The following is a 15,278-nucleotide window of genomic DNA, read 5'->3' as shown; positions in this document are numbered from 1 at the left end:
AGTTGGAGCTTTAAAGGCTTCAACTAGAGGATAAGACACACTAAAAACTGAGGTTTTGAGCAAATTGAAAAGCAAATCAAGTCAGTAGTGATTTCGTACTAACTAGCTGACTTAATCGCACGTTCCCAAAGGCAACCGCGTATTTGCCCATGCAAAAGGTAATATTGAAGAGGATGCCTTGTCTGAAAAAATGGCTCGAATAAGGTCAATTCATATAGCAGGATTTGATGTTGCTCATGTTATACATCGCCATGGTTTGTCTGATAAGTCAGCTTACGAGGTTGAAGCTGCATTAATGGATGCTTACCCTGGAATAACTAATATTATGAGTGGCCATGGGAGTGGGGATGTTGGAGCTATGCACTCTTCTGAAATTATTAAAAAATATTCTGCAGAAACAGCAAAATTTGAGCATAAAGCTTTGATCATCAGTGTTAATAGAAGCTCCTTAGATAACTCGCTCTATGAGGCTATCCGCTATGCTTGGCGCTTAAATAAAAAGAAAGCGAGTGAAGCGGAGATTATCTTAGCGAATGTGCAAGGAGTCATCGTTGGCGCCTTTACAGCTGAAGAATGGCTAGAAGCCACAGCAGAAAATTTTCCAGGAAGAGAGACCGTTGAAGGGCGTTATGGTTTTGTAGGGCATGAAGCTTCAATAGACTTACAAAAACTGTATGTTAGCAAACGTACACCCGATGAGTTTCGTAAGAAGGGTGCATCTAATCCCATTAGATATACATGGTAAAAAAGTTAGGTGTTTACGAGAAGGCGAGTATCATCCAATATCCAGGCGTGTGCTCGCTTCTCGTAAACGCTCGTTACCACGGTAATCGTATTTTTGTGTTGTGGTTAGACTCGCATGCCCCATCGCATCTTTTACTGTCATCAGGTCTTCACCATTGTTTAGCATAGACGATGCGAATGTTCGTCTGAGGTCATGAGGTGCGCATTTTTCTAAGCCCGCTTGCACTCTTCTATTATCAAGGATGTGGTAAACCGCTTGGCTAGAAAGGCGATCGTTTGTTGTGTCATCGTGTCGTCTTATTCTGGTAAATAATGGGCCTTTTACCTCGCCACGCACCTCTTCTATCCATGCTTCTAGGCGCTGGTAAGCACCGTTTGGAAGGAAAACAACGCGTTCTTTATTTCCTTTTCCGAGCACCTTTAATGAACGATCTCGGCGATCATAATTACTGTGATCAAGGGAAACCGCCTCCGCTCGTCGAAGGCCACATCCGATAAGTACAGATAAGACGGCACCATCACGAACACCTATTGCGGATTTGTCACGATCACATACAAAAAAGAGCTTTTTCACCTCCTCGGTGGCCAATGCTCTGCCTTTAGAAAGACGGGAGCCCCGAACCGATTTTACCTGTTTGATGTGCTGATAAGAGTCTGTATCAATTAACTTGAGAATCCAGGCTTCCAGTGCCACGCCTTTAAGGGCTGAGAGGTAAGTATTAATGGTTGTGGGCGCCCTTTCAGCGTTACTTAACATGTCCATGACCGCCAGAATATGATGTCTTCTCATACTGGCCCACTCGCAGTCACGAAGACTTTGAAAGCCAATCATTTTGGCAACGATGTTTAAAAACGACCCCATGGTTTGCCGGCTTTTTTTTGATCCTAGACTCAATAAGTAAGCAATTGCTGGGTTATTTACGGAGGATTGAGAATACCCTTTGCTTAAAGCTATATCAGTGTCGGTATTGTCACGATCAATCAAAGCAAATTGAGCATCTAAGTTACTTTCTTCGTTCACGGCAATTCTCCCTTTTAGTTTATCGCTCGAAAGTCTGTCTGAATGATGCGCATTTACCTTTTAGTCGCCCGGTCATCAGATTGTTGGCTCTTCTAGGGTTTTCATGAAAGCACGGTGCTTTATTGGCTTACACCTCAAAATACAGGTCGGCCGCCACTGGATTGCTCAAATACAACAAAAATGGTGTTTTTACGGATTTTTATCTTTCGGCTAATTATATGGCAAAAGTAACATTTCAAGAAAGCTACTTTTTAAAACAATCATTTTAATAAGTAGAGGATAATATCATAGCAGCTTAATCTGGACATAAAAAAATAGGGTTTGTGTAGGGCGCCATCATAGGATTAGACTGATCAGAAAATAATAAACATCATAAATAAATTATTTTATTTATGATGAATTGAATTTTGAGTTTTTCCCGTTAAAAATCCAACTTTATATAGAATCCATAAAGCTAAGAAAACTACGATTAGAAAGTTGAATAGTAGCTAGTGTTTAGAATTAACCAGATGATACGAGCCACAAGGGTATCTTGGTCTCTTGGAATGTCTGGTATTTCTCTTTGGCCAACAGATCAATGATGTCCTTAGCTACACTTTTCCAGACCAGGTAAGGATGGGTTGATTGGTTCGTTTTTCGTACCCAGACTCTAGCGTCTTGCTGATTGACCAGCCACTGAGAACTAGCAAGCAACTGTCTAATGACGTCAAGCAGATAGAGTTCAACGGGGTCACCAAGGATACTGTCATCAACGGAAATCTGCTGAGCTTTAAGATCCCTCTGTACACTGATTTGGTCAGCTTCAATGACCAGTTTAGAGAGGGCATGCTCAGGATCGGTATTGCCAATCGCTTTCAACATGGCTTGCAAAATTTCAGGGGTTACTTCACTTTTAGCTTTTAAGTTGTGTTTTATTACGTATAAAACTCATTCTTTCTTGGGAAGAGCGTACTGTTTTAGCAATATATTTACGTTGTTTAAACGCTTTTGCTTGAGCGTTTTTTTGTGCCGATGTTACTAGGCTCTTGATCAGAGTTTTGCCAATCGAGTAATGAAAAAGCTGTTTCGCCAACCAAAATAAAGGTCGCTGACGCCACTTTAAATTCTGAAACAAGGGGTCTTCTAAGCTCAGTAAAGGGAGCGCATGGCCAGGGTTACCTTGTCGGCCTGCTCGACCAAATAATTGCCAATCGATACGAGAAGAGTCATGCGGTTCATACATAATAACTTGTAAGCCCCCCAGTGCCAGCACCTCCTTTTCAACGGGTATATCTGTACCACGCCCCGCCATGTTGGTAGACAGGGTGATTCTTCTCATTTCCCCAGCCGTTGCAACAATGTCCGCTTCCTGTGCTAACCGTTTCGCATTTAGCACATTAAATTCAAATCCCGCTTGCTCTAAAATCACTTCTAGTTGCTCTGTATCTCGGATTCGACGCGTCCCTAACAAAATGGGCAAACCAGATTCCTGAATACGATGGATAAGCTGTACTAACGCTTGGTTTTTATCCTCTTTTGATAGATGACACTGAAAATCCGAAATTTTAAGTTTCAGAGGCAAACGCGTTGGCATTTCTAAAGTATGAACACGGTAGGTATGAAAAAGCTCTTGCTGAACATTTTGTAGGGTGCCGCTGGCGCCTGTTAAATGATGATAAGATTGAAAAAAGTTCTGAAAACTCATTTTCTCAAGCGTCTTACTCGGCGGTGTTAAGGGTACATCTACGCGAGCTTCCACAGCTTGATGCAGACCATAGCTCCAAGAGCGTCCATGCATCATGCGCCCGGTTGATTCATCAACCAAGATCACTTCGTCACCAACAATAACGAAATGCTCATCCAACTTGAAACGATCTCTGGCTAAAATAGCCTGAGAAATAAGATCCTCCAGACGCCCTCTATGGTGCCAGAGCAGTGGGAATTGTTGTGTTCCTTCAGTAATTTTTTGATGACCTAACGGCGTGAATTGAACATCCCAATCATCCTGCTGTAACTTATAGTCTTGATCAGCATCGAGCGTATCCACAAACTCTTTTGCTATCAGTACGGCTTCGTGCAATAAACCATTTTCTTCTTGGGCCGAGATAATCAGAGGCGTAGTAGCATCATCAATAAGGATAGAGTCTGCCTCATCAATGATCACATAGTATAAACCGCGCATTTGCAGTGAGTGACCACCTGCTTGCCAGTTTGTGAGTGCCATGCGTGTTCGACTTGCTAACCCACCGAGTTTAATCACATCGTTTAAATAATCGGCAAGCAGCTGCTTCGCGGTAGCATACACAATATGCGCTTGATAACGCTTTGCTTTCTCGTCTGGGTCTAATTCTTGCTCAACAAAACTCGCGATTACGTTAGTCGCTTCATACAATGGCTGCAACTTTTCTCGGTCACGTTCTGCTAGATAGTCATTGGCGGTGATGACATGGCAGGGTTTTTGGCTCCAGCCGAAGATCACAGACACGACACCGATGGTCAGTGTTTTACCCTCGCCTGGCGCAAGTTGAACAAGATAACCATCGATCATGGCAAGAGCACAGCTTAACTGTATCGGATAAGGCACCATACCAAGGTGACGTTCGCTCAGCACGACAATACACGCTAAAGCCTTATGCAAGTCTTCACGCTGTGAAACAAGACGACCACGTCGAGCTAGGCCTTCAAAACAATGTTGCTGAGCAATAAAATCTGACTCACTTAATGCTCTATAGTGGTCTAAGAGTTCAGTAACTCGTTTTCCTTCGTCTAAATAACCTTGTACGCGTGCCGAATGATTGCGCTTATTACGCCATAAATGCCATTTTGACGCTAAGGCAGAAGGCGAATCTAAGGACAAGCGAGGTTCAAAAAATGCACTCATAAATTAAATTTGATACCGGCGTTGTAGAACCTGTAGAACAGCTTGACGTATTTGCCAGAAAGCAGATTTCCATTCTAAGTCAATCAATAACCAACCTGTCATCCCTTCCAATGTACGAAGCTCTGGTTTTTCGTCAAGCGTCAAAGGCACTGTGATCTCAAAAAATGGCTCTTGTGCCACCATGCTGCCGTTCGCATCCCGTTGCGCCATGATAGGCCCTCCGCCCGCCCAACCGAGTGCTGGCGACGGCAATACCGTTTGACGAAATGGATTGAGCTGTAACTGCTGAATACTCAGGGTTGTGTCCGCTTGTCCGGCAAGGCGTAACTCACTGTCTGAACTAAGTTGAGAATCAAACAAGTTTGATGCTTGCTCTTGAGTCACTACAGCGGAAAACCGCAAACTTGATAAATCATACAAGGTACCCACTTCGTCTAACTGATTAAAAAAAGTCCCTAGTTTGCTTTTCAATTGGGCTGGCATCCATACACCGTCAAAAGGTGCCACAACCGCTAATCTGTCCAAACGACTACTAAGCTCATCACGCTGTTCCTGTAATGCTAACTGCTGACGCCTTAATGCGATTTGACTGGCTTGGTCGTTATCAAGAGACTGTCGTAAGCGCCAGTTCACTTCTGCCATTTGTTGTGTTACAAGTTCGTATTGATGGTTTAAATCTGGGTTATTGAAACGTGCCAGAACGTCCCCCTTCGCGACAGACACACCACTGGCCAAGTTAGCGTCCAGCAAATACCCTCCAGCTTGGGTAAACATCTGGCTACTATTCGACGCTTGCACAACGCCAGGTGCTTTGATGTTGTAGGGAATAGGAACCAGAGAAACACAAACGAGTAATGTCACAAAGACACTTATACTAACGAACCAAGCTCGACGTCGATTTTTACGTAATTGCCCATTACTGGATAAAAAACGTAATAGCTTCCAAAGCGGAATGACAACCCACATGCCAAATGACACCACTAACATGGCGATACCAAGACCGATCCACAAATCCGCAGCATACAAGGTAATGATGAGTACAATAGCCAAACGATAAAGCAAGCTTGCTATGCCATAAAACGTGTACCAAGACCTTTCATAGGCATTGTCTGACGGTGACTCGGCCTTCTGAGTCCCCAAAAGCCAGCGGTTTAAATAGTACAACCACTGTTCGCTGCCTTTTTTATACAAGTTTGGCAGATCTGTGGCATCAGACAATATGTAATAGGCATCAAATTTCAACAACGGATTACCATTGAACAGTAGGCTTGATACTGAACCGATAATCATCAAGTTATACGCAAGACTGTTGAGCACTCCTGGCGCGGTTTTTGCCCATACCATGGCTGACAATGCCGCTATAAACAGCTCAAAATACATGCCCGCCCCACCGACAATGGCGCGTTGCCAACGATTGCGCAAAGACCATGTTTGAGTCGCATCCACATAAGGCAGAGGGGTCAAAATAATAAACATCAAGCCAATGGTATTCACCTGACCACCAAAGTGCCTAATCGCAATGGCGTGACCTATCTCATGAATAAACTTGAGACCAAACAAGCCTATATAGAGCAAAAAGAGATTATCCGGTGATAAGAAGCCCTGCCCCTGTGTGCGAACTGCCCCCCAATTCGATAAAACAGTTTCAACTCCCAGGCCGATGACAATAAGCCATACTATAAAAGCGGTCTTACTAAACAGTGGGTATAACAGCCGAGCAAAAGTAGAAAGCATGGTATCTGGGTTCCAAATTGGGACCCTTAGATACATGAATGCCATCAATTTGGTCAGATGCTCTTGACGTGTCTGCTTATTCTTACGGTCTAATATGGCTTTATGATCGGATTCAGAACGATAGAACAATAAGTTACTGTGATGAAGCTGAGATAAAACTTGAATCACTTCTTCTTGGCCTGGTGCCTCTTCAGGGTAAGCCTCAATAAACTCTTGCCATACTTGTTCAATGGTTTTGCTTACCGTCAGACGACTCAAGAAGCGATATACGGTTTCAGGAACACGAAAAAACTTTCCAGAACAAGCGTCTTGAAGTACGTACCAAACTAAACCTCGATACAATTGTTTATGTACTTTGGTCGTTGGAATCAAGGCAACTTTTAACTGAGCGACCTGATACCATCCTTCACTAAAGGTGCTAGACATGATGCTTTTCGTTACCTATTTCAGTTGGTATAAAAGGTTGATATACGCTTGCTGTGAGTAAAAATATGCTTTTTCACGCCATCACCACCACAATAACAGTCTTAACTGATTGTAAGACCTATGACCTAAAATCCAATAAGGTGCAGCTTCTCCCTTATCTATTTTTGCCACACCTGTCATACCTGGGCGCCACCAGTTTTGCGGCGCTTCGAGCAGCGTGGCCTTTACCTGAAAAGCAGCGCCTTTTTGGCCACCATCCACAGCAACGGGGATGATTTTATCCACTTCAAACGCTAATGGCGACAAAGGCTGACTCACTAGAGCAAACTCACCGCGATCACCGACTTCGACAAAATGAATATCGCGTTCATCAACCGATAACGTGAGATAAATATCTTCAATTCGCGCGACCGTCATCAGTGCATCACCTTTTCGTATTGGTGCACCCAATAAGTCTTTGCGCTCACCTTCGATAATGACACCCGAAAAAGGCGAACGGATACGAGTTTCATCTAGCATGGCCTGCACACGAGCAATACGCGCGTCGATTTGTGCACCACGGGCTTTAGCAATTTCCGTTTCGATAATATCGTTGGTCGCCCTGGCTTTATCTTCTTCGGATAAATAGCGCTGTCGTTCTGCGGATAACTCGGTTAATTGCAGTAAAATATCCTGCTTTTCAAGTTCTAACAATGTTTGTTCTTGTTCAACATTGTCTCCGACTGTAGCAAGCACTTCGGTCACGACACCATCTTGTGATGCGTTGATTCTCTGAGTTCGGTCGGTTAAAAACTCCCCATTTGACTCAATCCGAAAACTTAGAGAACCGAATACCAACCAAATAGCGATCGCTCCCAATAACACCGAAGCGACTTTTGTCCACAACCATTCGGGCCCCACCAACAGCTCCAGCGCGTTAGATGCCTTATGCTTTAGTCGTTTCCAAAAACCGTCCTGTTGACGTTTAAGGTCGTCAAATCGACTCGACAGGAGACTTAAAACGAACGTTAAGGAATGAACAGCACTGGAAGGTATTTGTCCTTTCATCTTCACAATCAACACGCTGCCAATAGGCTTACCCTTGGTATCGAAAATAACCAATGTGGCTAAATCCTCGCACCCCAATGCCCGGCGTAATTGCTCATGAGCTAAGACAATCATGCCGTCGGTTGTATTTGCATGAGAAAGGTGTAACACAGAGTGCTGATCAACTGCTTCCTCTAATGCCGCTTCATACAGCTTTATCAGATCCGCTTTTTCTTCAAAACGATCAAAGTGACTAATACACTCTATTCGAACGTATTCCTCTTTTTGCCAACCTATCGCGGACAAATCAATATCATTACATTTCGCAACCAACTCATTGACCAACGCATAAGCTGACAGACCCAATGATTTGGCCGCGTAGATTTCAGGCATCACCGACAGAAGTGACAAGGAATCCGTTTCACTTTTTTCTTCCTTGGCCGGCGCATCACTGGCGATGTCCGCCATTAACTGAGCTCGAAGCACCACATCGCTTAATCGGGCATTGTTCTCTTCCGCTATTTTTAATATCAACACCCTGGGTTGCAGTGTGGTTAATCTGAAACATAACCAGTGAGGTTTTTCCTGCAGAGCGACTTTGTCATGATAAGCAGAAAAGCCATTTTTTAACCCTCGTTCAACTAGATCTGCTAGCCACTCTGATTCAGGAAGTGTCAGCAGGCTCACTTTTTGGTTGAATGAATCGGCAGAAGCAATATGTTCTTGTTGAAGTACCGGTGATGCCGAACCGGTTATAGCCAGAATATTTGCCCCTTCAGAAAGACAAAGCACAGAGGAAATATTGACAAAATCAGCCCAAAACACGTCTGGAGAGGATTGGAAATTGCGCTTACGCAGCGCTCTAAGGCGATCGATAAACTCGATAATATTAACGGATGCCATCGTATTTATTGACCTTTACTAGGGAACGCAAAAGCGCGATCAACTATTTTATTTTTGGGATTTAAAGACCAGTGTGCCGACGCGAACAACGTACCGGAAGGCTTACGAGTGAAATACTAGTGCCTATCTAAATCAACAGACACTCTCACCCCTGGTCGCATCGTACCATCCGGGTTATTTAGCTTAATTTTCACTTCAACCAAGCCACTCGCAGCATCTGCAATCGGGGCAATATAATCAATATAACCTTGTTGAATAGACAGGTTTTCCACGTCGACAGGGATGGTAGAGTTTAAGGCTAGATTCCGAGCAACAGCGTCACGAACGTTAAGTTTTACATATAACTTCGTCACATCCACTAAACCAATGATAGGCTCGCCGACTGGCGCCCATTCACCTTGATGCTGAACAACTTGGGTGACAATACCGGCAATAGGAGCGCGCAGGATACGGTCTTTCACGCGTTGTGCACTGATTTCATACTCGATGCGTTCACGCTCTTCACGTTCATTAAGTTGGGCAATTTGACCTTCTAAGTCAATAAGCTGCAGCTTCAAACCATCCAGTTCATCTAGACTGATCGAACGAGATTCCTCATAAAGCAGTCGAGCTACAGTATATTTTTTTTGCAAAATATCACGACGAGCCACTAGGCTCTGTTGCTCTTTGGTGTCACTCCAAATTAACTTATTGCGTTTTTCTTCAAGCGACTGCATTGTGCTATCAAGGGTAATCAGAGGGTCTGACGCCTTCACAACAGATCCTGATTTTACATGGACATGGCGTATCACACCGCTATCGGCCATGGCTAATTTCAAGTTCATATCAGGATACAGAACACCAACAACAGATTGAGCACTCGCCAAAGACACACTCAACCCCATTAAGACACCGGCAACACCTTGTTTGATTGCTATCATGCTGTGACTACTTTTCATCATCAATAGAACGTTTTTAATATTACGACTATTTTTAATATTAATCTCGAACATAACGTCTTTTTTCGGATTTTTGCGATAATAAACAGATTCTTAGGCTTTTATCTTAATGAGAAAAACCTAAGAAATCACCACACCATAACGTTACATATTTAACAATGAACCGTCGGCTAATGATAAAGACACCTTCGCTAATTCATACTTGATTACACCATCAATATGGCGCTGGCGCTCTAGATTGAGCGTATCTTCTCGTAGGTAAATGTCTTTAATATTACCGTAACCTAAGTTGAATTTACGCACTTCGGATAGGTACAAGTCTTCCAAGATATTAATGTTTTCTTTCAGTGTGTTCATCTCTTGATACGTCGTATTCACTTGATATAAGCGCGCACGAAGGTCATTTTTCAGACTGACTTCAACCGCTCTTAGATCTTGCTTATGCTGTTCTTGTTTCAGCATGGCCATGGACTTTTGAGCGTTTGCACGCTGGTTATGACCAATGGGCATAGAGAAACTTAACCCTACATTCCATGTAGGGTATTCTGAATCGAATGCATCCCCTGTGTTACTTTCCCTTGCTAAGTTGCTGGTGCTGTAACCCAATTCCAAATCCAATGTTGGTAAACCGCTATCCTGTGCGACTCGAATTTCTTCGTCCTGAATGGCAATATTTTGTTGTAGAATTTTTGCATTCGGCCAGATAGCGTAAACTCTCTGGTAATACTCTTCAAAGGAACCTGACAACTCAAATGGTGCCTGATTAGGACCAGATTTCAGCACGTATCGAGCCATGCTGAGATTATCGGAGTCATCGTTGACCAAAGTGGAAATTTGATAACTGACTTCATTCTGTACTTGTCGAGCACTGGCTAAAGCGACCTTACGCTTTAATAATTCAGACTTAGCATCCACCAAAGCACTTTCAGGCTCTTTACCGCTTTTTATCCGTTTTTCTATATCGACAACCATCTTCTCTGCGTTTTCAACCGCCAAGTTACGTATTTCTAGAAAGCGTGTTGCTTTATAAAGCTGCCAATATAAAGACAAAGACTGAGACACTATTTTTAGTAACTGTTGTTGGTATTGTGCTTCAACAATATTCACCTCAAGCTCAGCACGACGAATACGAGATTCTATTTCAACATTATTAAGGCCTTTTAATAATGGCTGAGTGAGTTGAAGCCTGACCGCACTGGTAAATTCAGAATCACGCTCTGGTCTATCAGCATACGTATACGAATAAGGGATAATATTGTTGTCTTTTTCCACTGTATCAAAGCTGATTGTGGCTTCACCACCCGTAGTGAACAACTTGCGAACGCCAGCACTGAATGACGTATTGGTTTCATCCAACACATTTAGATTACCAGCCGTAGTAGATGAAAGTTTCTCTTGTGCAGTCCGTTGTGTATGCGCATCACTGTAATTTAAATTCGAGAAGAACTCAGATTGATACACGCCACTTTCATAATTTACCTTTTCCGCACTAACCTGACGTTGAATGTCCGCATAAATAACTTGTGAGTTTTGCTTTAATACTTGCTGAACAATACTGTTAACGCTTAATACTCTTTCGTGTGGATCAGCGGGTTGCGCAGCATCCGCGTCAGAATTAGCCAGCACATCGTCTAATGCTTTCGACAGTGAGGGGGCAGCTTTATCTGAGTCATCAGATAAAGTAAAAACGCCGCCTTTTATCCTTTCTTGTGGTTCAACAGCGCTTTCAGCAGCAACAGATAAACTGACGAAAGAACAAGATGCAAGAAATGCAGGTATGTATATCACTGAACTTTTTTTCATTATCATTTTCCTTACACTCAGTGACTAAGAGGGCATCCCTCTAGTCACTGTTATTTAAAGTATGTTTCAGCTTATAGAATGGATTCTAGAATCGATTCTTCGTCATTGTCGTCTGTAGAGTAGAAGAACAAATAGTCGGCCGTTGTGTTGCCTAAAATATCAATTTGGCGGTTCCCATTCGCATTCACCAAATCAGACATTAAGGTTTGTAATGGCGACATACTTGGGCGACCTTGATCCATATCTCCACCAAAAGTCAGACCATTATTTGCACCCGCTGTTTGCGAACTACCACGCAAAATAGACGCTTCTAGTTGTTGCTCAATTTGCGTTTTCCCTTCAGATGCCCCATTCGATCCAGAACGAGTCCCTGTATTCGCCTCTGATCGAGAGAGGTACACAAAATCATCAACGCCATTTTGCTGATCCGCTAACGCGGCACGATTTTCATCTTGCAATCGAGACAGCAGACTACTTTCAACATCGGTTTGTTGTTCGTTGTTAAGTGACTCAAAGCCAATAAGACTCTGCTCCAGTTGCGCTTCCGACAAGGTATCCTCAACCAGGCTGTCATATTGAGCCGATGGGTTTTGAGAAATGAACTGAGCGTAAATCGCTTTTTCTGCATCGTTGTTGGTTACGATGTAAGAATCTTGTCCACTTGTTATGCGCTGAGCCTCACCAAATGTCCCTTTGTTGATCAGGACATCCGCTTTAACCGCAATCAAATCGTCAGCCACTTTTGCCACCGCGCTAGTGAAACCGTTGTTGGCAAGGTCTAACGCATGGCCTTTCGAGCTAACATTGAAGGTAGATGCAATAACATTTGTCTCAACCGAATCATCCGACACAGATAAAAGCTTACCCGCTGCGAACAAGCTTACTGCCTCATCGGCTTTGACTTGACTGAAAGCAATGTCCGTTTTCTTCGCTGTTAATGACACATTGGTTGCTTCTACGCGCCCCAGTGTGAGTGAATCGGCACTCATCTCAACATCGCCAGAAGTATTAATGCTTAGGTCTTTAGCAAGTAACTCACCCTTTCCAGCTTGCAAACGGATATCGCCAGAGCCGTTTATGACAACGCCATCATTAAAGGCAATGTCGCCTGCCGAGGTCGTCAGTGCGAAGTCACCGTTGTTGCCCGTCACACCATTATTGTCTGCCACACGGTCGATACGAATGTTATCCGTTTCCGTGATAAACACACCGCCTCCGGATAACAACTCAATCACATCCACATCCGTGGTGAGGTTTGCGGTCGCTGTGCCTATATTAGCGCCCGATTGCAAACTCAGATCCGTTGCTGTCACGTTAGGCACAGTGCTCGAATTGCCCGTGATACTACCCGCACTGGTCACAAGACTGACGCTCTTAGCATTGACACGGTCGATCGTAATATCCGACGCAGCCGTCACATTCACCGCATTGTCAGTTGCTGTGATAGACGCGAGACGAATGCTATCTGTTTCTGTCACAAACACACTGCCCGCACCGGCACTCGCTGTTAACGTCTCGACGGTGGTGTTCATCGCCTTAGTGACTGATCCGATTGCCGTACCCGCTGTCATGGTTAGGTTATCTGCTGTGATCATGGCGTTATCGGCCATGGTCAAAGCGCCTGACGCAGCCAATACAACATCGTCATTCGAGCTGGTCACGTTGCCGACGATAAGATCATCAGTGTCAGTGACATACACGCTGCCATTCGTGGCACTGGCGGTTAGCGTGCCAACTGTGGTGTTGATCGCTTTGGTCGCTGAACCAATCGCCTCCTGCGCCGTCATGGTCAAGGTATTCGCTGTGATCGAGCCATTTGTGCCTGCATCAAGGATGCTTGCACCAGATACTAAGCTCACCGCGTTTGCCGTTACCGCTTGATCCAACACGAGGTTTCCAGCCGTTGTTGTCACAGTAATATTGTTAGTACCGGAAACTTTACCTAACGTCAGACCGTTTGTTTCCGTCACAAACACGCTGCCTGCACCGACACTGGCTGTTAACGTCTCCACCGTAGTGTTAATCGCTTTGCTCTCTGTACCAATTGCTGTCCCTGCTGACAAATTCAAATTATCTGCTTTGATCATGGCGTTATCGGCCATAGTCAATGCATTTGACGCGGTTAACACAACGTCTTTCTTACTAGTCACGTCACCAACCACAAGATCATCGGTGTCAGTGACATACACGCTGCCTACATTCGCGCTGGCGGTTAACATCCCCACCGTAGTGTTCAGAGTGTTGGTCGCTGAACCAATCGCCCCTGCCGCCGTCATGGTCAAGGTATCCGCTGTGATCAAGCCGTTTGTACCCGCATCAACAATGCTTGCACCAGATACTAAGTTCACCGCGTTTGCCGTTACCGCTTGGTCCAACACGAGGTTTCCAGCCCTTGTTGTCACAATGATATTACCGTTAGTACCGGAGACTTTGCCTAACGTCAGACCGTTTGTTTCCGTCACAAACACACTGCCTGCATTGGCATTCGCCGTTAACGTCTCCACCGTAGTGTTAATCGCTTTGGCCTCTGTACCAATTGCCGCCCTAGCTGACAAACTCAAGTTATCTGCTTTGATCATAGCGTTATCGGCCATGGTCAACCCATTTGACGCAGTTAACACAACGTCTTTCGTACTGGTCACATCACCAACCACAAGGTCATCGGTGTCAGTGACATACACACTACCATTAGTCGCACTGGCTGTTAGCATGCCCACCGCAGTGTTCAGAGTGTTGGTCGTTGAACCAATCGCCCCTGCCGCCGTCATCGTCAAGGTATTTGCTGTGATCACGCCGCTGTTGACGATGTCCAGGATGTCAGTGCCAGCAATGAGATTCAAACTGCCTGTACCCACGTTAACGATCTTGGTCGTGATGTTGCCTGACTTGGCTTCAAGACGCGCATCGCTGTTGTTCGTGGTGATGCTAGCGCCGTTAGACATGGTCACATTATTGGTCGCCAACACATCGACAGTTTTCGCTGTGCCTGTGGTGCTCAGCGTTGCATTGAGCAACACGTTTTGCGCCGCATTCAGACTGATGTGCCCCGCACTGCTGGTCACGTCCGCATTCAGAACCAGATCGGCCGCCTTAGTATCTAACAAGACATTGCCAGACGCCGTGATACCGTTACCTACATCCGTACCCGCATTAACCTTTAAGTTGCCCGCCGTTACCGTGATCACCAAGCCACCATTATCAGTGGTAACAAGATCTTCTTGAGTGTCGCTGGTTGCTGTATTGCTGTCCGTCGCATCGCTTGCAACACGGCTCACGGTGGTCGTTACATCACCAATGATCAGACCGTTGGTTTCAGTGACGAAGATACCGTCGGCGGCTGCGCTGGCCGCTAAGGTACCAACCGCGGTGTTGAACACGTTAGTGCTGATACCAATGCCGCTGCCTGCGGTCATCATCAAGCCATCAGCGGTCATTAAGCTGCTGTTGTCGATATCCAGGATGTCAGTGCCAGCAATGAGATTCAAACTGCCTGTACCCACGTTAACGATCTCGGTCGTGATGTTGCCTGACTTGGCTTCAAGACGCGCATCGCTGTTGTTCGTGGTGATGCTAGCGCCGTTAGACATAGTCACATTATTGGTCGCCAACACATCGACAGTTTTCGCTGTGCCTGTGGTGCTCAGCGTTGCATTGAGCAACACGTCTTGCGCCGCATTCAGACTGATGTGCCCCGCACTGCTGGTCACGTCCGCATTCAGAACCAGATCGGCCGCCTTAGTATCTAACAAGACATTGCCAGACGCCGTGATGCCGTTACCTGCATCCGTATCCACATGAACCGTTAAATCACCCGCCGTTACTG

The 15,278-nt window shown here is 44.9% G+C and carries 9 protein-coding genes; 1 reads left to right on the top strand and 8 read right to left on the bottom strand.

Going from position 1 to position 15,278, the window contains the following annotated elements:
- Positions 1–178: 178 nt before the first annotated feature.
- Positions 179–745, top strand: coding sequence for a hypothetical protein (locus LG368_RS14590; RefSeq protein ID WP_226755442.1), 567 nt, complete (start codon positions 179–181; stop codon positions 743–745).
- 30 nt (positions 746–775) lie between these two features.
- On the opposite strand, the gene LG368_RS14585 is transcribed toward LG368_RS14590, so the two are convergent.
- The 8 genes from LG368_RS14585 to LG368_RS14550 form a co-directional block, all read right to left on the bottom strand.
- The gene (locus LG368_RS14585; RefSeq protein WP_226755441.1) at positions 776–1,765 is read right to left on the bottom strand and encodes a tyrosine-type recombinase/integrase; all 990 of its coding nucleotides are present in this window, start codon (positions 1,763–1,765) and stop codon (positions 776–778) included.
- 501 nt (positions 1,766–2,266) lie between these two features.
- Complete coding sequence (locus tag LG368_RS14580) at positions 2,267–2,626, bottom strand: TraI domain-containing protein (RefSeq protein ID WP_476703456.1); 360 nt, start codon at positions 2,624–2,626, stop codon at positions 2,267–2,269.
- Positions 2,627–2,657: 31 nt separating this feature from the next.
- Positions 2,658–4,625: a preprotein translocase subunit SecA gene (locus LG368_RS14575; RefSeq protein WP_226755440.1), complete on the bottom strand. Its 1,968-nt coding sequence runs from the start codon at positions 4,623–4,625 to the stop codon at positions 2,658–2,660.
- 3 nt (positions 4,626–4,628) lie between these two features.
- On the bottom strand, positions 4,629–6,785 hold the full coding sequence (locus LG368_RS14570) for a site-2 protease family protein (protein ID WP_226755439.1): 2,157 nt from the start codon (positions 6,783–6,785) through the stop codon (positions 4,629–4,631).
- Positions 6,786–6,866: 81 nt separating this feature from the next.
- The gene (locus LG368_RS14565) at positions 6,867–8,714 is read right to left on the bottom strand and encodes an efflux RND transporter periplasmic adaptor subunit (protein ID WP_226755438.1); all 1,848 of its coding nucleotides are present in this window, start codon (positions 8,712–8,714) and stop codon (positions 6,867–6,869) included.
- A 116-nt stretch (positions 8,715–8,830) separates the two neighbouring features.
- Positions 8,831–9,634, bottom strand: a complete 804-nt coding sequence (locus LG368_RS14560) for an efflux RND transporter periplasmic adaptor subunit (RefSeq protein WP_226755437.1) — start codon at positions 9,632–9,634, stop codon at positions 8,831–8,833.
- A 162-nt stretch (positions 9,635–9,796) separates the two neighbouring features.
- The gene (locus LG368_RS14555) at positions 9,797–11,455 is read right to left on the bottom strand and encodes a TolC family protein (RefSeq protein ID WP_226755436.1); all 1,659 of its coding nucleotides are present in this window, start codon (positions 11,453–11,455) and stop codon (positions 9,797–9,799) included.
- A gap of 71 nt (positions 11,456–11,526) precedes the next feature.
- On the bottom strand, positions 11,527–15,278 hold a 3,752-nt coding region (locus LG368_RS14550), incomplete at its 5' end, for a beta strand repeat-containing protein (protein ID WP_226755435.1).

It is taken from the genome of Marinomonas algarum (genome assembly GCF_020532605.1).
Classification (GTDB): domain Bacteria; phylum Pseudomonadota; class Gammaproteobacteria; order Pseudomonadales; family Marinomonadaceae; genus Marinomonas; species Marinomonas algarum.
This window is presented reverse-complemented; position numbering and strand designations above follow the sequence as displayed.